At 52.7% G+C, this 21,519-nt stretch carries 19 protein-coding genes; 5 read left to right on the top strand and 14 right to left on the bottom strand.

Going from position 1 to position 21,519, the window contains the following annotated elements; translation table 11 throughout:
• Positions 1-78: 78 nt before the first annotated feature.
• Complete coding sequence (locus tag FHS30_RS13565; protein WP_183911054.1) at positions 79-1,545, bottom strand: dihydrolipoyl dehydrogenase; 1,467 nt, start codon at positions 1,543-1,545, stop codon at positions 79-81.
• Positions 1,546-1,704: 159 nt separating this feature from the next.
• Between FHS30_RS13565 and FHS30_RS13560 the strand changes: the two genes are divergently transcribed.
• On the top strand, positions 1,705-2,475 hold the full coding sequence (locus tag FHS30_RS13560) for a TatD family hydrolase (RefSeq protein WP_183911053.1): 771 nt from the start codon (positions 1,705-1,707) through the stop codon (positions 2,473-2,475).
• A 69-nt stretch (positions 2,476-2,544) separates the two neighbouring features.
• On the opposite strand, the gene FHS30_RS13555 is transcribed toward FHS30_RS13560, so the two are convergent.
• Both FHS30_RS13555 and FHS30_RS13550 read right to left on the bottom strand, forming a co-directional pair.
• On the bottom strand, positions 2,545-3,132 hold the full coding sequence (locus FHS30_RS13555) for a YceI family protein (protein ID WP_183911052.1): 588 nt from the start codon (positions 3,130-3,132) through the stop codon (positions 2,545-2,547).
• Positions 3,129-3,743 (bottom strand): cytochrome b, encoded by a 615-nt coding sequence (locus FHS30_RS13550; protein WP_183911051.1) that lies wholly within the window; start codon positions 3,741-3,743, stop codon positions 3,129-3,131. Before FHS30_RS13550 ends, FHS30_RS13555 begins: the two co-directional genes overlap by 4 nt.
• 124 nt (positions 3,744-3,867) lie before the next feature.
• On the opposite strand from FHS30_RS13550, the gene FHS30_RS13545 reads away from it, so the two are divergent.
• Positions 3,868-4,302: a SufE family protein gene (locus FHS30_RS13545; RefSeq protein WP_183911050.1), complete on the top strand. Its 435-nt coding sequence runs from the start codon at positions 3,868-3,870 to the stop codon at positions 4,300-4,302.
• On the opposite strand, the gene tcdA is transcribed toward FHS30_RS13545, so the two are convergent.
• The 4 genes from tcdA to FHS30_RS13525 all read right to left on the bottom strand — a co-directional run bounded on the left by tcdA (position 4,263) and on the right by FHS30_RS13525 (position 8,620).
• Positions 4,263-5,081: a tRNA cyclic N6-threonylcarbamoyladenosine(37) synthase TcdA gene (tcdA, locus tag FHS30_RS13540; protein WP_183911049.1), complete on the bottom strand. Its 819-nt coding sequence runs from the start codon at positions 5,079-5,081 to the stop codon at positions 4,263-4,265. The two genes, FHS30_RS13545 and tcdA, sit on opposite strands and share 40 nt — an antisense overlap.
• A 45-nt stretch (positions 5,082-5,126) precedes the next feature.
• Positions 5,127-6,710 (bottom strand): 5-guanidino-2-oxopentanoate decarboxylase, encoded by a 1,584-nt coding sequence (locus FHS30_RS13535; protein ID WP_183911048.1) that lies wholly within the window; start codon positions 6,708-6,710, stop codon positions 5,127-5,129.
• Between the two features lie 96 nt (positions 6,711-6,806).
• Entirely contained in the window at positions 6,807-7,535 is a 729-nt protein-coding gene (locus FHS30_RS13530; protein WP_183911047.1) for a P-loop NTPase family protein, read from the bottom strand.
• On the bottom strand, positions 7,532-8,620 hold the full coding sequence (locus tag FHS30_RS13525) for a hypothetical protein (RefSeq protein ID WP_183911046.1): 1,089 nt from the start codon (positions 8,618-8,620) through the stop codon (positions 7,532-7,534). The genes FHS30_RS13530 and FHS30_RS13525 overlap by 4 nt, the downstream gene beginning before the upstream one ends.
• 440 nt (positions 8,621-9,060) lie before the next feature.
• On the opposite strand from FHS30_RS13525, the gene FHS30_RS13520 reads away from it, so the two are divergent.
• The 3 genes from FHS30_RS13520 (at position 9,061) to FHS30_RS13510 (ending at position 14,715) form a co-directional block, all read left to right on the top strand.
• Complete coding sequence (locus FHS30_RS13520) at positions 9,061-11,997, top strand: S8 family serine peptidase (RefSeq protein ID WP_183911045.1); 2,937 nt, start codon at positions 9,061-9,063, stop codon at positions 11,995-11,997.
• Positions 11,998-12,154: 157 nt separating this feature from the next.
• Entirely contained in the window at positions 12,155-14,080 is a 1,926-nt protein-coding gene (locus FHS30_RS13515; protein ID WP_183911044.1) for a tetratricopeptide repeat-containing diguanylate cyclase, read from the top strand.
• Positions 14,081-14,151: 71 nt separating this feature from the next.
• Complete coding sequence (locus FHS30_RS13510) at positions 14,152-14,715, top strand: glutathione peroxidase (protein WP_183911043.1); 564 nt, start codon at positions 14,152-14,154, stop codon at positions 14,713-14,715.
• Positions 14,716-14,832: 117 nt separating this feature from the next.
• Here FHS30_RS13510 and FHS30_RS13505 read toward each other — a convergent pair whose 3' ends face one another.
• The 7 genes from FHS30_RS13505 to FHS30_RS13475 all read right to left on the bottom strand — a co-directional run bounded on the left by FHS30_RS13505 (position 14,833) and on the right by FHS30_RS13475 (position 21,407).
• Complete coding sequence (locus FHS30_RS13505; protein ID WP_183911042.1) at positions 14,833-16,005, bottom strand: alginate export family protein; 1,173 nt, start codon at positions 16,003-16,005, stop codon at positions 14,833-14,835.
• A 543-nt stretch (positions 16,006-16,548) separates the two neighbouring features.
• Complete coding sequence (locus FHS30_RS13500) at positions 16,549-16,881, bottom strand: cupin domain-containing protein (protein ID WP_183911041.1); 333 nt, start codon at positions 16,879-16,881, stop codon at positions 16,549-16,551.
• Positions 16,871-17,236, bottom strand: coding sequence for a hypothetical protein (locus FHS30_RS13495; RefSeq protein WP_183911040.1), 366 nt, complete (start codon positions 17,234-17,236; stop codon positions 16,871-16,873). The genes FHS30_RS13500 and FHS30_RS13495 overlap by 11 nt, the downstream gene beginning before the upstream one ends.
• An 81-nt stretch (positions 17,237-17,317) precedes the next feature.
• Complete coding sequence (locus FHS30_RS13490; protein ID WP_183911039.1) at positions 17,318-18,496, bottom strand: ABC transporter permease; 1,179 nt, start codon at positions 18,494-18,496, stop codon at positions 17,318-17,320.
• A gap of 2 nt (positions 18,497-18,498) precedes the next feature.
• Positions 18,499-19,656 carry an ABC transporter permease gene (locus FHS30_RS13485; RefSeq protein WP_183911038.1) on the bottom strand — a complete coding sequence of 386 codons (1,158 nt, stop codon included), beginning with the start codon at positions 19,654-19,656 and terminating at the stop codon, positions 18,499-18,501.
• Positions 19,653-20,348 carry an ABC transporter ATP-binding protein gene (locus FHS30_RS13480; RefSeq protein WP_183911037.1) on the bottom strand — a complete coding sequence of 232 codons (696 nt, stop codon included), beginning with the start codon at positions 20,346-20,348 and terminating at the stop codon, positions 19,653-19,655. Before FHS30_RS13480 ends, FHS30_RS13485 begins: the two co-directional genes overlap by 4 nt.
• Positions 20,349-20,369: 21 nt before the next feature.
• Positions 20,370-21,407, bottom strand: a complete 1,038-nt coding sequence (locus FHS30_RS13475; RefSeq protein ID WP_183911036.1) for an efflux RND transporter periplasmic adaptor subunit — start codon at positions 21,405-21,407, stop codon at positions 20,370-20,372.
• Between the last annotated feature and the right edge of the window lie 112 nt (positions 21,408-21,519).

Below are 21,519 nucleotides of genomic sequence, written 5' to 3'. Positions count from 1 at the left end.
GGGGCGTCCTTGTGGATATGGTTATAACTAGGACTGCTGCCAGCCACAAACCCTCAAGCGGCACTGCCAATCGACCGCCTAGGCACCGGGGCCACAATCCAAGCAACCCTGCTCCGATGCTGTGCCAATCTGCAAGCGTTCATTGAGATCGCGCAGTGCCGTGCGCACGCCCTCTTCAATCACGGGGTGGTAAAAAGGCAGAGCGAGCACTTGGCTGACGGTCATACGCATTTGAATTACCCAAGCTAGCTGATGGGCGATGTGTTCGGCGGCCGGACCAAACATCTCGGCCCCCAGCAGCAATCCGGTGCCGTGTTCGCCGTACACCTTCAGCAAGCCCCGGTTTTTATTAATGACCCGTGCGCGCCCTTGATTTTCAAAGCTCACTTGACCGGTGGTGTAGCCATTGGCGCAATGGGTTTCCAGCGCGTGATAACCCCGGCCCACACTGGCCATTTGCGGATCGCTAAAGAGGATGTTGATGGGTGTGCGGCGCTCGCCGGCGCGCAGGTCGGCAAGTTGTTGCAGTGAGCGGCCCGCATTGTCGCCGGCAATGCGCCCAGCGTCGGCGGCTTCGTGCAGCAGTGGGAGATCGTCCGTGACATCGCCGGCGATAAAAATGGTTGAGTCCCCACACTGGCCTGTGTAGCGGTTGTGCACCGGTAGACCTCGCTCATCCAGTGCTAGTTTTGCCGCAGTTACATTCAGATTGGCGAGGTTCGGGTGGCGTCCCGTTGCTGCCAATAGGTAATCAAACTGCTCCGTGATGGCGCCGCGTTCGCGGTGCACATAATCCACCTCGACACCATCTTGCGTGCGGCGGACAGCGGACACGGAAGCGCTAGGGTCAAGGTAAAATTCGCGGTTAAAGTAGTCTATTGCGTAATCGCGCAGCTCGGGATCTTGCGCAATGCCCAAGCCGCCGGATCGGCCAAAGAGGGCGACTCTTGCGCCCAGTCGTGCCAGCGCCTGGCCCAATTCTAAACCGATGACCCCCGGCCCAAAAACCGCGACTGAGCGCGGCAGGGTTTCCAATTCAAAAATGTGATCATTGGTGAGCAATCGATCACCGGCTGGGCACAGCAACTCTGGGACGTGTGGCGAGGAACCTGTGGCTATGACGATGCGTTTCGCATTGATTGTGATTGGCGCCATTTGCTCGCGCTCAATGCTCAGTTCATTGGGGCTGATAAACGTGGCGTGTCCGCGTAGCTTGTGGTCGTCGGGAAAGCTCGCCACCGATTCCAAAACAAACCCCACAAAGCGATCGCGCTCGCGCCTGACACGGTCCATCACCGCCCGGCCGTCGATGTGAGGTGGCGTGTAGTCCACACCAAAAACGCCATTGTGGTGTGCGAGATGGGCGTGCTCTGCGGCCGCAATCAATAACTTGCTGGGCATACAGCCAACGCGCGCGCAGGTAGTGCCGTGTGGGCCGCTTTCTATAAGCCGGATACTGTCCGTGTATTTGCGGGCCGCCCGATAGGCGCCCAAGCCTGCGGTACCTGCACCAATAATGGCGATGTCCACTGTTTGAGATGGCATAATAATTTCCGTTGTTGGCTGCAATGAGTTAGAGACTCTATGAACGTGTTTGTTTCATCGCATTTTCTGTAGTCTAGTGTGTTGGTTGCGTGTAGGTCGCGTTGCATCGCCAAGCACCGCTAATTTTGTTAGTGCTATGTCCTTTGGAGAAATTATTTGATGCACTGGTTTGATAGCCATTGCCATTTGGATTTACCTGAGCTGCATGCACAGGCACACAATCACTGGGCCGCAGCGCGTGAGGCTGGGGTTCAGCGCGTGTTAATTCCCGGTGTTGATCCCGCGCAATGGGCGAGTGCTGAACAGTTGGCGGTGCAATTGCCGGGGGCCTATTGGGCGGCCGGTGTTCACCCTTGGTGGGTAGGCGCGCAAACACAAGCGCCTGAAATGATTATGCATCGCTTGCGTGAAGCGCTCACTCGCGGCGCCATTGCGGTGGGCGAGTGTGGGCTCGATGGTGCCATTGATGTGCCCATGGGCGCACAACAATCTTGGTTGCGTCCGCAACTTGAAGTGGCCGCTGATTTGACGTTGCCAGTGATTTTGCATGTCCATCGCGCCCATAATCCGATACTGGCGATGTTAAAACCCTTTCCTCACCTGCGCGGCGTGGTGCACGGATTTTCTGGCAGTATTGAGCTCGCATTGCAGTATATAAAGCGTGGATTTTTATTGGGCATTGGCGGTGTGGTGAGCTACCCGCGGGCAAGTAAAACCCGCGCTGCGGTAGCGGCTTTGCCACAGGGCAGTTTTTTGCTGGAAACCGACGCACCGTCGATGCCCGTGTTTGGATCGCAGGGGGAAATTAATACGCCGTCCCAATTATTAAAGATCGCCAATAGTGTTGCCGAGCTTCGCGGTGAATCGCTGGCGCAATTGCATGCACACACAGAGCGTGCGGCACAGGAGTTATTTGGTCCACTGAGTTGATCAGTGTGCGTGTCAGACGTGGAGGATTTTTAAAACGCTGCGGGCGCGCAGGGCGCCCGCACAACGGATTTACTTTTGGCGAACGCCTTCTACGTTCAACCAAAGCTTGACGCTTTCCGAGGCTGGGCCAAGGTTGTAATTGATATTAAAATCTTTCAGGTTCAATTTGGTTTCGCCGGAAAATCCCGCGCGGTAGCCGCCCCATGGATCTTTACCTTCACCCACTTTAGTGACATTGATGGTCACCGGTTTGGTGACACCGTTTAGGGTTAAATTGCCCGCTAATTCAAAGCCGCCGTCTTTTACGTTGCTGACCTTGGTGCTTACGAATGTGGCCTTGGGGTGTTTGTCGGCGTTCAAGAAATCTTTACTGCGCAGATGTTTATCGCGTTCGGCGTGATTGGAATCCACGCTTTGGGTATCGATAGTGACATTCACCTGGCTTTCAGCAGGCTTTTCGGCATCGTAGCTAAAACTGCCCTCAAACGTATTGAAGCGGCCGGTGAGCCAGCTGTAACCTAAATGTTGAATCGCAAAGTTTACGCTGGCGTGCGCGCCTTTGCTGTCGATCACGTAATCCGCTGCGTGTGCGCCAGTGGCGGCCAGCCATAGGCTTGCGCCTGCTAACAGCGTGCGAGACAAAGTGGGCAGTGTCATCGTGCTTTCCTTTTTTGGACTGAGTTATTGGAAGAGTGTTTGGGGTCGTGTTTGGGGTCAGAGTGTAGCTGCCCGAAGGGCAGTATGCGCCTGAGAGTAGCGTCTTTGTGAACAAAGTGGTGAAACAGTGCGGCGCCCGCGTGGCCAGCCACCAATGCGATTAGCAGCCAGGCACCCCACAGGTGCAAACTACCCAGCCAATCCACGGCGGCGCCATTAAGTTTCGCGATGCTGGGGATCAGCGGCCAATCGAAAAATCGCGCCGCTTGGCCCTCGGCCGTGGTCATCAGGTAGCCGGTGAGCAGCAGTGCCAGCAACAGTAGGTGTAAGGTGCGTTTAACCCAAAGCGCCATTCGCTGCATCCAGTGGGGGTGGCTTGCCAGTGGCGTCGGTGCCGGCGTTGCCTGCCGCCACGCCAGTTGCAGTAGCGTCAGCAACAGGAGCAATAGGCCTCCGCTGATGTGCAGTGCGGGGCCTTGATGATACCAAGTGTGGTAGTAATCCAGTTGCACCATCCACAACCCTAAACCAAACAGAGCGAGCACTAAACCGGCGATGCACCAGTGTAAGCACTTGCTTACGGGGCCGTAGTGGGTTGTGTAATCGCGCATGGCTCTGGTCCGTAGGTGTCTGTGGTTTACGTCAGTAGAAGGTAAACCGCAACGCAGGCCGTTAAGGTACGTGCGCAACGGCCGCTTGGGTTAACATTAGTGCTCTTTATTTGTGGATCTTGCAATGCCCTTTCAAGCCCCCGTTGATGATCTGACTGATTTACATATAGCGACGCTCGTTGCCAGCCGATCCTGGCAGGCAAAGTACAAGCTATTGATGGCGTGGGGCAACTGCATTCAAGTCAAGCCCTGGATGCGGTGCGACGAGCGGCGGGTGCGGGGTTGCGATACGGCACTTTGGCTGGCGCATTGTGCTGAGGGTGATCGCCATTGGTTTGCCGTGGACGGTGAATCGCGCATTATCAAAGGTCTGGCGGCACTGCTGATGATTCAGGTGAATGGTCGCACGGCACAGGCCATTGCCGCGTTGGATGTGGCGGGCCTGCTTGCAGAGTCTGGTTTGGATGGACACCTATCGCCGTCGCGCGCCAATGGCTTTGGCGCGCTGGTCAAACGGATTCAAGCATCGGTCGGTTCAGGTGGGGCGCTGGCTAAATAGCGCGCGATGCCACGACTGGCAGCAATCATGCCGAAGGTTGCCGTGACCATGGTGGCCGCACCCAAACCGCCGCCACAATCGAGTTTCACTTCGCTACCCAATGCTGATTTGTTTTCGCACACGCCGCCGTCGGCTGCGGGGAATTTTAATTGCTCGGTGGAGTAGATGGCTTCGATGGAAAAGTTGCGCTTGGCGTTGCGACTGAAGTTGTAGTGCCGACGCAAATTATTTCGGGTTTTAGCCAGCAGTGGATCGTTGGTGGTTTTTGCCAAATCCAATGAGGTGATCTGGCGAGGATCGGTTTTTCCACCGGAGGAACCCACAGTAATTACCGGCGTTTTTTGTCGTTTGCAGTGCGCGATGATGGCGGACTTTACAAAGGCCGAATCAATGCAGTCGAGCACCATATGCAGATCGCGGCCAATCAATTGCGCGATGTTTTCGGGCTCGACAAAATCGTCGATGAGCTGCACGGCGACCTCAGGGTTGATACCTCGCAGTCGCTCGGCCATTACGGCAATTTTTGATTGACCAATGGTGCCTGCCAAGGTGTGCAATTGGCGGTTGCTATTGGTGACGCAGACTTCATCTAAATCGATGAGCGTGATTCGTCCGACGCCAGTGCGCGCCAAAGCCTCTGCCGCCCATGAACCCACCCCACCTATACCGATGACCATAAAGTGCGCTTCGTGCAACCGATCGAGGGCGGGCCGTCCGTAGAGACGACCTATGCCGCCAAAGCGCTGCAGGTAGCTGTCGGAAAGTGTAGCGTCGGTCATGTGCGGGTCCGGGCAGGCGAGCGGGGCGCCATTATAGCGGCACCATTAAATAAAATCGCTTTCCTGTACTTCGATAATGGTTGGCACGTCAGCGTCTTGGGCGTCGCGCAAGGCACGCGCCAGCGATGCAAGATCCTGCGCGCGGGTGGCGCGGCAACCATAGCCCTCTGCGACTTTAATAAAGTCCGGAGAGTAGATGTCGCAGGCCATGGGGGCCATGCCCGCGTCGCGGAAATTCATGGCAATCATTTCGTAACAGCTGTTGTGCCAGATGATCAGGGCCACGGGAATTTGCGCTTCCACCGCAGTGGCCAATTCATTGAGGGAAAACTGTACGCCCCCATCCCCCAGCAAACCAATGACCGGTCGCTGAGGTGCGCCTAAGCGCGCGCCAAAGGCCGCCGGCAGCGCCCAGCCCAAAGTCCCGTAGCCGGTGGCTGCAGATCCAAAGCTGCGGGGCGCACGCGCGTCAAACTGATTCGCAGCATAGTAGGCCGGTTGGGTGGAGTCGCCCATGATGATGGCGTCGGGCAGGGTGTCGAGCAAACAGTCTAAAAATGCCTGATAGCCCGCGTGGCGCTCGCTCAAGTGCTTGTCTTTAGCGCTGGCCACCCGAGCCTGACTGGCTGTGAGGCGGTCGGCTTTGATGTGTGGTGTAAGGGCCGCCATAAACGCGGCACTGTCGGATTGAATGGCCAGCGCTGGGCGGCAATTGCGGGTGAGTTGTGGCGTGTCGATATCCACGCGAATCAACTGACCGGGAATCTTGAAGTCGCCCTTAAAGAAAAAGTCGTAATCGGTTTCAGACAGCTCAGTGCCAATGGCCAAGACCACGTCAGCCTGCTCAAACTCGTGGCGAATAGACGCAAAAGACGGATTTGAGCCCAGCAACAAAGGGTGGTCGGGCGGCAGCAGACCTTTGGCATTGTGAGTCAGGCTCACGGGTGCTTGCAGTGCGTCGACCAGTGCGCGTGTTTGCGCTTGCGCATCGGCACAGCCGCCGCCTAAGGCCAACAGTGGGCGCTTGGCCTTGTTTAACAGCGCCGCCGCTTCAGCAATTGCACTAGCTGCCGGCGCTGGGCGCGCGGGCAGTGGCCAAATATCGAGAGCGACGTGATCGGCGGGCGCGGTAATGACATCGAGCGGCAGGGTTAAATGCACGGGCCCCGGACGTTCGCTGGCGAAAATGGCAAAGGTGCGCGCCATGACTTTGGGCAATTCATCGGGTCGGGTGAGCGTATGGGCCCAGCGCGCGCTCTCGGCCATGGCCGCTTGTAGGTTGCGAGTTTCGTGCAGTCGACCCTCGCCCAGCCCGCGCTGCCAGGTGTTGTTGTCAGCGGAGATCACCAGCATGGGCTGAGAATCCTGCAGGGCCTGCCCCATGGCGCCGCTGATATTCAGCGCGCCGGGGCCAGACACTGTAATGCAGGCCGCCGGTTTACCTGTGACCCGGGCGTAGCCATCGGCCATAAAGCCGGCGCCCTGCTCGTGGCGCGGGGTGACATGGCGAATGTTGGTTTTAGGTAGGCCTCGGTACAGCTCGATGGTGTGCGTGCCGGGGATGCCGAAGGCCACTTCAATGCCGTAGGCATCGAGATATTTCGCCAGTAATTCGCCACAGGTCTGCATAGGTCTACTCCTAAATTTTGATAGGGCTAAGCATAGTGGTCTGCGGGCGCGATGAAAAATGCGTTATTTTGCTGAATTCAGAAGGAATTCTAATGGCTACCAGCTGTTGTCGGGTAGATCTTTGGGCGATGGCTCTAGTTTTGGCGGTGGGGCGGCCTGGGTGAAATTGCCATCACTGAGCGTTAGTTTTGATATGAATTCGTCGCAAAGTTGCTCTATGAAGGCGCAGCATTCAATTTTCGATTCAAAACGGTCAACTTTAAAGTTGTGCGGGCTAAAACTAAGCTGTAAACAAGAAACAGTATTTAAAGGTATGAAATATACTTGATAACCAGTCTCACTAGCCGAAGATGAAAGCAGAGTTTTAAAGCATTTAAAGTTGGAGAATACTTTACAGGAAACGTCGGATACAGAGGTCGGACCACTCATGGCTTCAGGCAGCGGGTGGTCACTTCCCATTCTGCGACAGTAATCTTCATGTTGCTGCAATAGTCGATTGCGATCTTCGTCTAGTTCGCTGCGTATATATTTAAAGAAAGAGTCAGCGCATTGAATGGGATTTTTCGAGAGAGTTAACAGACCTGTTAAAGCGATCATGCCAAGCAGCTCAGTATTATTTACGTCATTGTACGCCCAATCCATTGTAAAAAGTTCAATGTCTATGTTGAGCGGTGGCCGTTCTTTTAGGTATCTATTGACCTGTAAATAGGAGCTGGAGTTTCTAGTGTGAAAGGTTCCGTAGTTAGGCGTAAGTGCAGTCAATACACTACGTCCAACGGGCATTTGGATGATTTCAGGGTCGGTAAATATGTCCGAGTATTTCACTGCTTTGACCATTGACCAAGGATGCTGGCCTGTCTTGCAGCATCTAGGAAATAATTATTATTTGTAATCAAATTGTTGCCGACAGATAGCGCATTTGCCTGTTTCGAAGTTTTATTAAGTATGTTTTCTGCGCTTTTTTTGTTGCCGAGGGCAGAAAGTGTCTTTGCGAGTGAGTTTCTCACCGACGATAACGTTATTTCCGTAGATTTTTTGGTGAACTGAATTGCATCTGGAGACAGTCTTGCATCGTGTGCAAGTATTTCTTTCAGTGTTGAGTTGGCTGAAACGTCCGGATCTATTAGCTCAAATCCTAGTTTGTCTAGATGGCCTTGAATGCTTTTTAGAGCGACACAAAGTACTTTGCAGCCGCCGTTGAATACTCGGATTCGAATTGGGCTTTTTGTATGCAAACGATTTTTTTGAGTGGTGGTAAGAATGGTAGCTAGTTCTGAAGCATGCTCTGAAATTTTTACTGTCTTTTGCTCTGGGGTAAGCCATGTGCCTTGGATGTTTTGCAGTGAGTCCGGTATAAAGTAGAGGCCGTAATCTGGCGATCTTCCCCATCCATCGGTTTCGATATGTTCCCTGGCGTCTGAAATTGCCAGCTCTAAATTTGCCGCTCCGCCTATGCAAGCCTGATCCCCGCTAAATTGGGTTAGATTGTTAGGGTTGGCTTTACCACTTTTAACTATGTAATTTCCTGCTGGTGCAGTATTTTTTGCTGCGTTAGATAGTTCAGTAATGTAAACCCCGCTAACTTCATTGCCAGAGGGGTTTTGCTGGGCAATGTAATAGTAAATCTCCAGTTCGCCAATCACACTCATATGTTTAGCGGCTTTAAGTTTACTTTGATAGGCATTGATACCCCCACCCACCGAGCGCAACATCTCAATGCCGCGAACAATCTGCAGGCCGCGATAGGTTTTTAGGTCGATATTGATCAAAAAATCCGGCAGCAGTTTTGCGTCAATAAATACGGGTCGTCCGCACTTTCCCGTGGTGTTAGCTGAGAATGGGATGAATCGTTGAGTTTTTTGCTGGTTGGGTTGATGGGTTTGGAAACCCAGATTTGCGATTCCGTTCATAGTGCGATCCATGCAGTACAGACAAGGCGCGCGATTATAAGTTGGCGTATTACGGTTTGCTAGAAAATGGACTTCAAGCTGCACCGGCGTTCCAGTCGTAGTGGCTTATTTAGGCATAAAGTATGGGTTTTGGGGGTAGCTTAATACTTAGCGCTGGTTTTTGCTAAAAGTGACAGCTTTGGCAGGTTGTTAGTCTGTTTTGGGTTGTAGTTTGGCGAGTATTTGTCGTTTGATTGACACGCTCAAATAGCTATAAAAACAATATGCAATTTGAGGTTGTACTAAATCTCTGAAGTATTACAAAACGCTATAACTAATGGTGTTTCAGTGGATACCGACCTGTCGCGTTGTCCTCAATTCAGGTGCGGTTTTTCAAACAAGCTTCGGTTGCTGGTGATCCCAGTAAAGACCGATCATTGATAGTCCATGGAGTTGGCTTTATGAAAAAAATACCCGTCCATTTACTCGGCAAAACTGCCGTGCTTTGTTTGTCTTGCTCCGTTGCTGCATTGGCCGGCGCACAGGCCAACGACCCGGCCAAGCTGTCGCTAGAGCGGCAAGCGCTAGATATTCAGCAGGCGCCCTTTGCAAATGGTAAAAACCGAATTGAAATTTTTGTTGAACTGGAAAGCCCATCGGTAGCGGGTTTCGTGGTCAATGAAATGCAAGCGACAGCGGCGGAACCGACGCCTGATCGCCAGATGGCCCACGCGCATAAAATTAAAGCGGAACAGTCCCAGTTTCGTGCAAAAATGCAGAAAATTGGCGCGACCGAAGTCAAAAGCTTCACCGCAGGCGTCAATGGCAGCAAGTGGATTGTTGAGCGGTCTGACCTAGCGGCAATTCAATCACTTGTTGGTGTGAAGCGCGTTATGCGCGTACCTCATCACAAGTTGATGAACAGTGTGTCGGTGCCATGGGTTGGTGGCACAGATGCCTGGGCGCTGGGGTTTTCGGGCGCCGGGAAAAAAATCGCAGTAATCGACACTGGGGTTGATTACATGCACCAGAATTTTGGCGGCGATGGTGATTATGCAGGCAATGACCCCGCCGTGATTGAGCCGGGCACTTTCCCCACTGCGAAAGTGACCCGTGGTTATGACTTTGCCGGCGCCAACTATCACGCCGGTGGCACCCCAGAGCAGCGCATTCCCCAGCCAGATCCGGACCCCATGGACTACAACGGCCATGGTACCCACGTTGCCGGCTCTGCGGCGGGTAATGGCGTTGACGGTAAAGTGGGCGCTGGTGTCGCAAAAGACGCTGAAATTTGGGCGTTAAAAGTGTTCGGCGATGTCGCGGGCTCCACTGCGCTGACTGTCGACGCAATTGAATACGCACTGGACCCCAACGGTGACGGCAGCGTTGACGATCGCGCAGACGTGATCAACATGAGCTTGGGTTCGGATTTTGGTCATCCCGATGACCCATCTTCTGTAGCTGCAGACAACGCCGCCAACATGGGTGTTGTGGTGGTGGTCGCCGCCGGTAACTCTGGCAATGGTGTGCCCTATGTGCACGGCGCGCCTGCGGCTGGCAAGAAAACCATCGCGGTGGCGGCCACGGTCGCAGGTGGTGCCAATGAATTCGCGATCAAAATTGACAGCGATCTCGTGGGCGGTGACTACAACGCCGCCTATTCAGGCATTTCGCCCGCCCTTGTAGACGGTAGCCCCATCAGTGGCCCATTAGAGATTGCGAGCCCTTTGAATGCGTGTGCGCCGCTGGCCAATGACATGACTGGTAAGGTGGCATTTTTGAAGCGCGGATCCTGTGCATTTACGACCAAGCTCCAAAATGCGTTGGCTGCAGGCGCCTCAGGTGCTGTGGTGTTTAACAATGTTCCCGGTGCCCCGATCATCATGGGTGGTTCACCAGTGAACTTGCATGCGGCCATGATTTCTCTAGCAGACGGAACCACTATCCATGACGCAATGACCGGCGGTGATATGCCAGTCGGCGTGCTGGATGCCAATAATTATGTGCCTTTCCCCGACAATGATGACACCTTGGCGGGTTTCAGTTCTCGCGGGCCCAATAATGGTGCCTCTGACTTCAAACCCGATTTGGCGGCGCCCGGCGTGGGAATTTCTTCCGCCAGAACGCAGTCGGGTGATGGCGCGGTAAGCCTGAGCGGTACCTCAATGGCGACGCCCCATGTAGCTGGTGCGGCGGCTGTATTGTTGCAGCGGTTCCCGAATTTGGAGCCTGATGCCATTAAGGCGATGCTGCAAAACAGTTCGCACCCCGCCAATGCACAGGGCCCTGGTTCTAATACGCCCTACCCACTAACTCTGCAGGGAACGGGTGTGATCAACGTTGCAACGGCGGCTCAGCTCACCAGCTTGGCCATGCCGGGCGCTATTAGCTTTGGCCGTATTAACGAAGATCGCGATGTGCGCGTCCACGAAAAGGTAACGCTGAAGAACTTGTCATCCTCCAGCCGCACCTACAATGTGACGCATGTGCCCAACCGCGCCGTACCCGGCGTGTCGCTTCAGTTCCCAAGCCGTGTGCACATGGGGCGCAACAGCAAGCGACCTGTAACGATCACCTTGGCGGTTGATGCATCTGAATTGCCTGCGGATGATGCGTTCTACAGCCAGACAGAGGTGGACGGCTGGCTGATCTTTGACGATGGTGAAGACAAACTGACCGTGGGTTACCTAGCTGTTGTTGACCCCGCTTCGCGTATTCGTGCGCGCAGTGATCGCCATGGCAACTTCACCCTGCACAATCAGGGGCAAGGCCTAGGGATTGCCGAGGGCTTTACACTGGCGGGAGAAGACGGTTTGTTCCTCGACGGCACCTCTAACGCGATTAAAGCTTTGGGTTACCGCGTCGCCGACTTTGGCTACCCCGTGTTGCAATTTGGCTTGGCCACAGAGGCACCCTGGAACAACCTTTCGCAGCTGTGGACCGCGATGTACATCGATACCAATGAAGATGGCATCGACGACTACATCCTGTATAGCTACGACTACGGTTGGCTCACCGGTGCGTCCGATCCAAATGGTCAAATGGTTACCGCCTTGCAAAACCTCAATACGGGCAGTTTTTTGCTGGAGTATGGCGTCGCTAACGACTACAACGACAGCAGCGCGATCCATACCGTTGACCTCTATGGGACTTACGGTTTCTTGGAACCTGGCGATACTAACTTCAACTATTGGCTAGAATCCTACAGCCAAACTGACAGCGGCAGCGTCGATGTGCAGTACGGCACCATAGATTTGGCTGACGAAATTGTGGTGAGCGCCGCATCTGTCCCCGTTGAAGCCCGCGCCCAGGTTCAAATCGAGCGCGTAGCTGGAGAGGGTCGCTACATGTGGCTATTGCCCAATGACAAGGCTGCCAGCCAGCTGGAAATCGAGTGATCGATCACTGTGAGGCGGGTCTTAGGGTGTAAGCTCTGACCGAGCAGTGTATGGAACAGCCCCGCGTAGCGGGGCTTTTTTATGGGCACTTCAAAGCCCCAATCACAGGCCTTTTGTCTTATACTCAAGCCCAATCGTACTTTGTCCTCGAGAACCTATGACTCCAAGACCCACGGCGCGGCCAAGGACTGCCGGGCACAGGATAGCGATAGGATTCGCACTGCTTCTTAGTCTACTTTCTGGTGCCGCAGCGGCGAGCGGCGATGTGGAGCTGTCGGTTGACGCTGCATTTCGCCAGTTGGAAGATGCGGAGCTGGTGGGCAGTTACGAAGATTATCGGCGTGCGTTTAAAGCCCTCGGGGAGCGGCTCGACGCCAATGATGCCGCTCAGCAAGAGCGCTACCGGCGCCTTGGCTGTTGGATGCAGCCGGAGCAGAGTCTCGATCAAATCAATACCGCCATCGATAATGCGACTCAGTGGATCAATCGAGCTATGGCCCGCGATGACCGTCTTGGGCAGGCAGATTACCTCTTGTGTCGCGGTTGGTTTGAAGAAATAGCGGGCAACTATAAGCCCGCTCTGCGCGATTACGAGGCCGCACTCGCTGTTGCTGAGGGCGCGGAAGATCGGCGGCTAATTGCCGACGCGCTCAGCGCTCGCGGTGAATTGTTGGCGTTGCAGGGCGATCTGGCGCAGGCGCTAAGCGATCTGCAAGTTGCCCATCAAATGTATCACTTGATCGGTAATCGCTACTGGACGGCCTATACATTGTCCATGGTGGCCAACACCTATCGGCGCATGGGGGATTTTGATCGCGCCAAAGAACTACTGCAGGAAGTGATCGAAATTTATGCCAAGCGCGATGATAAAGAAAGTGCTGATAGCACGCGCTTTATGCTCGCTTTAACTTATGATGACCTCGGTGAATACGACGCTGCCTATGCCATCTACCGAGATATGCTCGCACAGGAGTCACAGCAAGGTCTTGAGCGCGCGAAGTTGGGAACTTATATCGCCATAGCCGATAACCGTTTGCGCGCAGGCGATGTGGCGGCAGCGACAGAAGCGCTAGACCGCGCGGAACCCCTATTGGATCCCAGTCTGGATGCGCTCAATTTGGCCCTTTGGAAATTGTTTAAGGCAAACCAATTGGTGGCGGTTGGCGATCACACCTCTGCCTTGCAATTATTGATCGAAGCTGAGCCGGTCGTGGCAGAGCAAGATCAGCACCGGTACCTTGCCTGGATTCAAAAACTTAAAGCTGAAGTCCTAGGCCAACTCGGCCGATGGCAGACCGCGTACCAAGCATTGTCTGAATACCAGCGCACCCATGAAATGCTACTGGAAAAACTGCGTGATCAAACCAGCACCCGTATGCGCATTGAATTTGACGCTGCGCGCAAAGATGCAGAAAACCGCGCGTTAAAGTCTGAACGCGATGTGCGCCAAGCAAAATTGCAATATTTAGAGGAGCGCAAGCGTTGGCAGGGTTTGCTGCTGGCTTGTTCGGTGGTCATATTGTTCACCTTGGCGCTGTTGGCCGTCCGGCAATGGCGACGCTCGCACAGGCTGCGTCATCTGGCGATGACGGATGAATTAACCGGTTTGCCTAACCGCCGTAGTATTTACCAGAGCGGCAAGGAGACCTTGGCACAGTGTCGCGCAGAGGGTGATGATTTTAGTCTGTTGGTTTTTGATGTGGACTATTTTAAGCGCATCAACGATACCTGGGGGCATGAAATAGGCGACCGCGTACTGCAGAAAATTTCAGATGCGGCAGCCAGTTGCCTGCGCAAACACGATGTGTTGGGCCGCACCGGAGGCGAAGAGTTTTTGGTGACCTTGCCGAGCGCCGATCTTGAGTCCGCAAGCGACGTGGCGCAACGACTCTGTGAAACCATTGCCGATATCGATCTGCGCGATGTTGCCGACAATTTAAGTGTTTCGGTTAGTGTTGGTGTTGCCCAGTGTCAAAAGGGAGACTCGGATTTTTCACATTTGATCAATCGCGCCGACAATGCACTGTATCGTGCGAAAGACCGAGGCCGAAATTGTGTGGCGCTCGATCCAGAAAGCACCTGATGCATTCGTGACCGTGACCGGGGAAGCTGTTTGCGTACGGGTCGCTTAATTTTTAAATGAGCTAGCTGACTATGTATAAACTTTTTTTCACGCTGCTGCTGGGCACGGCAATGTTTTTAGCCTCGACAGCAAATGCCGCTTGCCCGCCATTCCTAAACCATAGCTATCGTACACTGCACGCCACAACGGAAGTGAACTTGTGTGATGCCTATGCCGGTCAAGCGTTGCTAGTGATTAATACGGCCAGTCATTGTGGTTTTTCGCCACAGTTCAAACAATTAGAGGCTTTGTACCAGCGCTATAAAGATCGAGGGTTGGCAGTGGTTGGGTTTTCCAGCAACGATTTTAAGCAAGAGAATCCCAACGAAAAAGTTTCTGCAGAAATTTGCTATATAAATTACGGTGTCACCTTCACGATGCTGGCACCCACATCCATCAAGGGCCCAGAGGCCAATCCCACTTTTACAGCCTTGGCTGCACTCAGCGAAAGCCCAGCCTGGAATTTTAATAAGTACTTGGTTTCAGCTGACGGGAAACGGGTCCAACATTTTGGCAGCTTTATTACACCCGATGACGCTGTGATTGTTGAGGCAATTGAGAGAGAGCTCGTAGGGCTTAAAAATAAGCCTCGCTAACAATGAAACATCCATAGCCGACTTTTCCTCAACATTGAATACCTAGCCGGTCTAGCGGAAATAGCATCACAGATTGATAAGGGCCCCGTATGGGGCCTTTATCATTATCGCTAAGTATTACAGGCTAAGTTGTAATTGAAGCCATAATTTTTGTGTGTCGGTGCCGTGATCATCGGCTTGATAATCAGCAAATTTCAGTAACGCATTAAGGTTTTTGGTAATGGGGTAGCTGGCGGCAAGGTCCCACTCTGAACCATGGTGGTTGCTGCCTTCCTCAGCATTAAAGTCGTGATAGGTTAGCGACAGGTTGACGGGTCCGAGTGCAGTTCCAAGGCCAATGTACATATCTTCTATGCCGGTTGCAGGAGTGCTGAGAAACTTATCCGCAAAGCCCTGAAATTTATGGGCTGTCGCCAAGGGAGTTTGGAAGGCTTTCATACCGTCATCGGAGCCGAGCACCTCGTAGCCGGCGGACCATTTAACCATGGCAAGGTTACCCTTAGCTTCTATCAAGTAATAGAGTGCCGTGTAATTGATGCTAGCGGCTCCCGTCTCGCTTTGACTTGCCACGCTAGCCGTCAGTGTGAGCGGCTTGAACTTCGCGAGATACCGAAGGCCTAGGGTAGTGTTTGATAGCGACGCGGAATCTTCAAAATCCATGTCATAGTAAAAGCCGGTAATTGCATGTTCGGCAGTGATGTTCCAGTTCGCGTTAAGTAAATGGAGATCTCCATCAAGCGTGGCACTGTCACCCGTGGGGCCAAATATACGATTGACTTGGGCCACATAGCTGTAGTCAGCGCTAAGGTCGCCGTGATCGTATTGCATTCGCAAGCCATCATACGTCTGCTCATTTTGGCGCCATGCGACGCCTCCGATAAATCGTTGATCGTCAAGATTAATGCGTTGACGGCCAGCGGTTGCGGTGAGGTTTTCGGCTTTGAATTTGACGAACAGCTGGTTTAGGTCTGTGACATCTGGGTCAGCTACCACAGGATAAGCGGTTTTACCGTTGCTGGTGCTATTAAACCTGTCATCGCCGATATGGCGCACATCATCAAATTCCAAGCCAAGCTGCAATCCACTCACGACGCCTGAGTTAAAGCTAAGGCGAGTGCGCAGTGAGTTGGCGGCCGATTCACTATTAAAACCCTCTTGGTCTACCGCTTCAAAGCGGTAGCGCAAATTCAATTGCGTATTGCTCTCGTCCATGAATTTATCGATGGAAGTGTCAGCGTATCCAAATGACGCCATTAGGGTGGTGGAAACTACAAAAGCGATTTTTCTCATGCCGGAGCTCTCTTGGTCTGGATGTTGAAAATTTAGCGTGCAGGATTATTGAATGCTAGCTCTTTCAATATGTGTGCCAAAGGTCTGTAGGGTGCGCGTCTTTTCTCGCTATCAATGTTTTCACGGTAAAACCACAATATTTGTGTGTCTTTTGGGCTTTACCTTCGTAGCTAATATGTCATCTACAGTGAGATAAACCAAGCGGATTGACAACGCTATTTGCAATAGTCACTGAACCAAGTTAGCGCAAATCATCAAATTTGATGTCTAATTTGGTGCGCAAAAAGTTGTAGCAAGAATATATGTTTGTGCAGGGTGCGCAGTTTTGAGTCGTTGCATCATTGCCATTGAGTGAGTGGTTATTGAATTTTCGAACCCGTGCAACCTAATCGGCTTGGGAAAAGTAGGTAGTTTGCCGTACCTAAGTTGGATGATAGGTAACTGCTGTGAGGAGGCTACTGTGAGGAGGCATCTGAGTTGAGGGCGGTGATGGAGGGGGCGAGCTGCAGGTTTTTTTGGTGTTATAAGTGTACTTGGCTAGGGTTAGTCGTAGTGCATCGCTAGCCACAAGGTTACTTCGTTTTCGTCTGTCCAATCTACGCGGTGTTTGCAGTGTGCCGGTATTTCAATGTGGTCGCCCACATTTAGCTCAACCACATCGCCTGAAGCAAAGCGTAATCTCGCCCGGCCTTGAAGCAGTAGAACCCATTCGGCGCGCGCTTGGTTATACCACTCGCCTTCGGGCGTCACTTGGCCTTGGGTGACTATGCGTTCAATGTGAGTGAACGTTGATTGGCTCAAGGGTTCAAACACTTCGCGTTGTGATGCATCAGGCAACTGGGAAAATATATTGCCTTTGCAGTAGTTATCGCTCATCGTCGCTCATCTGCGATTGCTGCGTGGTTGCTGAAGCCATAAAAACCCAGACACACAAAGCTACCGGTAACAGCGACATGGCGGCAAACAGAAGCTGGCCTGAAAGGCCGAGTAAACACGTCGAAATGCCAAAGCACAAACCGACAACTGCCGCCCCTAATAGCCGACTAATGGGAATAGCCAAGCAAATACCGCCCACTAGTTGCAGGCTGCCGAACGCTAAAATTGTCGTTACGCTCAATCCGAATTGGCTAAGAAATGCCATCTCCTGGGGTGATTGCAGCAATTTTGCAAATCCGGAGCCCAGACTCAATAGCGCGAGTAGCGTAATGGTGAGCCATAAAAGCCATTTCATAAATTTGTGCACGATAATTTTTCCAACTGTTGCGTTGAGGTGCAGGTTGGCGGGCGGTGAGCTTCCGCCAACCTAGTAAGCTTAGCGAAAGGCAAGTAAGACGGGCATTCTGGCTGCCCGCCACGCTGGGAAAACCCCGCTAACAAAACCGATCACCAAGGCCATTTTCATGCCTTGTGCGATCAAGTCCCCACTCATTTGAAAGCTAAACACCACTTGCGTAAAGCTGCCACCTAGCGTTGATGCATTGAGGCCGTCAAACAATAAGTAGGCACACACAGCGCCCACCAGACCGCCCGCCATGGCTAGCACCATTGCTTCTACCAGCGTGCCCAAAAACGCGGAGCCGGTACTGAACCCTAAGGTGCGCAAGGTGGCAATTTCTTTAGCGCGATCGGCAACGGAGGTGTACATGGTATTGAGTGCGCCGGAAAGTGCCCCCAGGGCCATTACCGCACTGATGATTTTGCCAAACCATGCCATGTAGCTAAGATTTTTGCTTTGACCCGCGAAATACGCTTTTTCAGTTTGCACATCGACATTGAGTTGTGGCTCATTTTCAACGTAGGCATTGATAGCATCCAATTGGCCGGACTCTGACAGCTTGGCCCTAACGGTTTGCACACTGCTGCCGCGATTGTAGACACTTTGAATAACATTCAAATCGGCCCAGAGTTCACTTTCAAAGACATTGCCGCCGGTGCTGAAGCTGCCGACAATGCGCCATTCGGATTTACCGATACGCAGCGTGTTGCCCACTTCAAAGCCTTCAAATTCCCGTAGTACGCCCTGACCAACTACTAACTCATTGGTGCCCGGCGTAAACATGCGTCCTTCTTGCAGTTGGAAACCGTTGCGCATTTCAATGCCCGTTAGTTCCAGCCCGCGCAGTGGTAGATTAGCTTCGGTTTTTGTAGAGCGTTTGATGCCGTCAACAATGACATACAGTTCCGCCGAAATAATGGGGCCGTTTGCATTGCTTGCGATGCCAGGTGCCGTTGCGATTAGATTAACTTGATCTCGCCCCAACCCACTGTTCAGCTCCGCTGCCGAGCCGCCGCGTAAAAACAATGCTACATCATCGGAACCGGCACCTTTTAAGGTGACTTCAAAGCCTTTGTCCATTGCTAAAAAGGCGAGCAATATGGCGACTACCACAGCATTGGCAAGCACCATGGCTAAGCTCATCCACAGCCGACGCGGTAGGCTGCGAACGTTCATCACGATCACCGCCCAAGTTTGCGAAATGAAAGAAAACATAGTTATCCTCGACTGAATGCGGTGACGATGTTGAGGCGCAAGGCATTTATCGCAGGTGCAATGCCTGTGATTAAACCCAGCAATGCCATGTACAGCAGTGCTTGGATAATAACGTCCGTGCCCACAGCAATATTGGGTAGGAAGCGCGCCAACTGATCTGACATAGCGGCAACAATCAATTTGGCCGCCCCAAGCCCCAGCAATCCGCCGATGAAGGCGAGCAGCAGTGACTCAATCAATACCATTTTAAAGATGCGCGCGGAGGTGAAACCGAGCGTCTTTAACACGGCTATCTCATTGGTTCTTTCCCGTATTGCCAGCACCATGGTATTGCCAACCACCACGAGGATCGTAAAAAAGGCCATGAACACCACGCCAAAAATTATCAGGCCGATATTGCCAATCTGCTCAAGAAACGCTTTGTTGAATGCTTTTTCGGTACTGGTTTCTGTTTCAGCACTCGAGTTGGCAAAGGCTTCGTCAATACTTTTTGCCACCTGCTCGTTTAGATCAGAACTGGTAGTGGTGAGCACTAGCCAGCCGACATTATCGCCGCCATAGGAATTGGTCTCGCGGAAGTACTTGTAGTGAAATACCATGTAGCCCGTATCAACCTTGGCATCTTCCGCATCAAAGATGCCGTCGACAGTAAAATCCCATGTTTGCCCGCCAGTCTTTTGCGAAAAAATATTGGATGAAATGGGAACGCGATCGCCCACTTTCCAGCCGTAAACTTTGGCGAGCCGTGCGCCCACGAGCATGCCTGTCTGATTGGATTGCCAGCGCTGCATCTGCTCGTCTGGCACTACCAGCTCGTTGTAAACGTCAAAGTAGGTGGTTGGGTCTACCGCCATAGAAACAATTTGAACGGCCGGTTCTTGGTAGTAGCCACCAAACCAATTGGCATGGGTAACGTCTTTGACGCCTTCCATCGCTCGGATTTTATTGACGTAGGCGTAGGGGATAGAGACTGTGAAATTAATTTTATTGACCGTAACCAACCGATTGTCCGCGGACATTTCTATGCCAGAATCCAGCGAGCCTTTGAGTGCGGATACAGCGCCAAATATTGTGAATGCAATAAAGATAGAAAAAACCGTTAATGTGAGCCGCAGTTTTTTCCGCGTAAGGTTTTTATAAATCAGATAGAAATCGTTCATGCTGCCAATTCCCTATCAACAAATTTGCCCTTGTCGAGGTGCAGCGTGCGGTTCGCGTATTTAGCAGCCGATGGATCGTGAGTCACCATGATGATGGTCTTGCCGAACTCTCGATTCAGCAATTGCAGCATCTTAAGAATTTCATCGGCGGTTGCTCTATCTAAATCACCGGTGGGTTCATCGCAAAGCAATAGTTTTGGATCCGATACCACTGCCCGCGCGATAGCGACGCGTTGCTGCTGGCCACCGGACAGCTCGCTTGGCATGTGTTTAGCGCGGTCGGCCAAGCCGACCAGTTCTAACGCGGTGGCAACGCTTTGCTTGCGTTCGCTGCTGCTCAGGTTGGTTAGTAAGAGCGGTAGCTCTACATTGCGGGCAGCGTTGAGCATTGGCATCAAGTTATAAAATTGAAAAATATAGCCCACATTGTTGGCGCGCCACTTTGCCAGTAAGTTTTCACTCAGCTTGTCGATACGCTGCCCATCAAAGGAAATTTCACCCTCAGTTGGTTGATCGACGCCACCGAGCAGATTTAATAGTGTCGTTTTGCCTGAGCCTGAGGGCCCCATAATGGCTACGAAATCACCTTTGTTAATGGAGAGGTCCAGATTGTCGAAAATAGTAATACTGTCTTTGCCTTTCACAAACCGTTTGGCGACTTTTTGCAGATCGAATAGATGTTCCGTTGTCATGGGTCAGCTCTCTTTTTAGGTTTAGTAAAACGCCACTTTCACGCCCATGTCGGGCAAAATGCGGGTGTCCTTTACGTTGATTTGAATGCGCACGCGAACCGTTGCTTTGCCGCGATCGGCCGTTGGAATAATGGCAATCACACTGGCGGGGATGGTCCAGTCCGGGTAGGCATCTAATTTAGCTTCAACTTTCTGTTGGGCGCTAACCCGACCGATAAAGGATTCGTTGACGTCAACTTCTATCTCTAACGAATCCATGTCGACAATGGTGCAAATGCCAGTGCGGGTGAAGCCACCACCGGCGGAGCTGGGGGCTACAATTTCACCGGGTTGCGCATTCTTAACGGTCACTACGCCGGAAAAAGGCGCGCGTATGGTGTGATCATCCAGTATTTCTGCGCGTCGCTGGGCTTCATATTGAGCGCTTTGCAAATCCGCTAATGCGCCTGCGCGATTGGCCTTGGCGGTGGCCAAGTTGGTCACCGCCTGCGTCTTCTCCAATTCACTGGAATATTTATTCTCACTCGCTCTACGGGCTTGACGTTGTGCCTCTTCGAGCACGGCGTCACTGCTCGCGAGTCGGGACTTGGCGGCGCTTACATTAGCTTCTGCTTGCTTTAAGCTGACACTGGCAATGGTGTCATCTAGCCGGGCGAGCACCTGGTCTTTGGTTACCGCCATACCTTCTTCTACTTCCACCGTTCTAATGAGGCCCATCACTTCGGCAGAGACTGTCGCGACGAGCCGCGGCGTGATATATCCAGACGCGTTGAGTACCGCGGTGCCGGCGTTGGATTCAGTGGTTTTGGAAAGGGGGGTGTCAGATTGAGCCGCCTGAGCCGGCGCCTTGGCAGGCGCAGCGCTGACACTTCGCTGTGTAGTTGATTGCTCGTGGGTGTCGGGGGCAACCCCATAGCCAATTGCAATGCCAATAGCAGTCATCAAAAACGCCAATATCACAGCGGATTTTGTACTGATGCCGGCAGGTTCCTCGCGCGCTTGGCGATCAATTTTGAGCTTGTGCAGAAGCTCGGAGGTGTTTCGAGTGTCGCTATCCATGTGTTGATCACTGTATTGCGCATGACCGGTTCCATCGAGCGGCACTCAGTGCTGGCTGGGTAGAGAATCATGCTTAGCTGTTATTATTGGTTGCGCCTATAGTCCCATTTTT

Origin of the sequence: Simiduia aestuariiviva, from assembly GCF_014192475.1 — a bacterium.
Lineage (GTDB): Bacteria > Pseudomonadota > Gammaproteobacteria > Pseudomonadales > Cellvibrionaceae > Simiduia > Simiduia aestuariiviva.
Note: the sequence above shows the minus strand (reverse complement) of the source record. Positions and strands in the feature narration are given on the sequence as shown.

Bases quoted from the DNA above. Each gene is read 5' to 3' on its own strand.
- FHS30_RS13565 (WP_183911054.1), bottom strand. From the start codon at position 1,545: ATGCCATCTCAAACAGTGGACATCGCCATTATTGGTGCAGGTACCGCA.
- FHS30_RS13560 (WP_183911053.1), top strand. From the start codon at position 1,705: ATGCACTGGTTTGATAGCCATTGCCATTTGGATTTACCTGAGCTGCAT.
- FHS30_RS13555 (WP_183911052.1), bottom strand. From the start codon at position 3,132: ATGACACTGCCCACTTTGTCTCGCACGCTGTTAGCAGGCGCAAGCCTA.
- FHS30_RS13550 (WP_183911051.1), bottom strand. From the start codon at position 3,743: ATGCGCGATTACACAACCCACTACGGCCCCGTAAGCAAGTGCTTACAC.
- FHS30_RS13545 (WP_183911050.1), top strand. From the start codon at position 3,868: ATGCCCTTTCAAGCCCCCGTTGATGATCTGACTGATTTACATATAGCG.
- tcdA (WP_183911049.1), bottom strand. From the start codon at position 5,081: ATGACCGACGCTACACTTTCCGACAGCTACCTGCAGCGCTTTGGCGGC.
- FHS30_RS13535 (WP_183911048.1), bottom strand. From the start codon at position 6,710: ATGCAGACCTGTGGCGAATTACTGGCGAAATATCTCGATGCCTACGGC.
- FHS30_RS13525 (WP_183911046.1), bottom strand. From the start codon at position 8,620: ATGAACGGAATCGCAAATCTGGGTTTCCAAACCCATCAACCCAACCAG.
- FHS30_RS13520 (WP_183911045.1), top strand. From the start codon at position 9,061: ATGAAAAAAATACCCGTCCATTTACTCGGCAAAACTGCCGTGCTTTGT.
- FHS30_RS13515 (WP_183911044.1), top strand. From the start codon at position 12,155: ATGACTCCAAGACCCACGGCGCGGCCAAGGACTGCCGGGCACAGGATA.
- FHS30_RS13510 (WP_183911043.1), top strand. From the start codon at position 14,152: ATGTATAAACTTTTTTTCACGCTGCTGCTGGGCACGGCAATGTTTTTA.
- FHS30_RS13505 (WP_183911042.1), bottom strand. From the start codon at position 16,005: ATGAGAAAAATCGCTTTTGTAGTTTCCACCACCCTAATGGCGTCATTT.
- FHS30_RS13500 (WP_183911041.1), bottom strand. From the start codon at position 16,881: ATGAGCGATAACTACTGCAAAGGCAATATATTTTCCCAGTTGCCTGAT.
- FHS30_RS13495 (WP_183911040.1), bottom strand. From the start codon at position 17,236: ATGAAATGGCTTTTATGGCTCACCATTACGCTACTCGCGCTATTGAGT.
- FHS30_RS13490 (WP_183911039.1), bottom strand. From the start codon at position 18,496: ATGTTTTCTTTCATTTCGCAAACTTGGGCGGTGATCGTGATGAACGTT.
- FHS30_RS13485 (WP_183911038.1), bottom strand. From the start codon at position 19,656: ATGAACGATTTCTATCTGATTTATAAAAACCTTACGCGGAAAAAACTG.
- FHS30_RS13480 (WP_183911037.1), bottom strand. From the start codon at position 20,348: ATGACAACGGAACATCTATTCGATCTGCAAAAAGTCGCCAAACGGTTT.
- FHS30_RS13475 (WP_183911036.1), bottom strand. From the start codon at position 21,407: ATGGATAGCGACACTCGAAACACCTCCGAGCTTCTGCACAAGCTCAAA.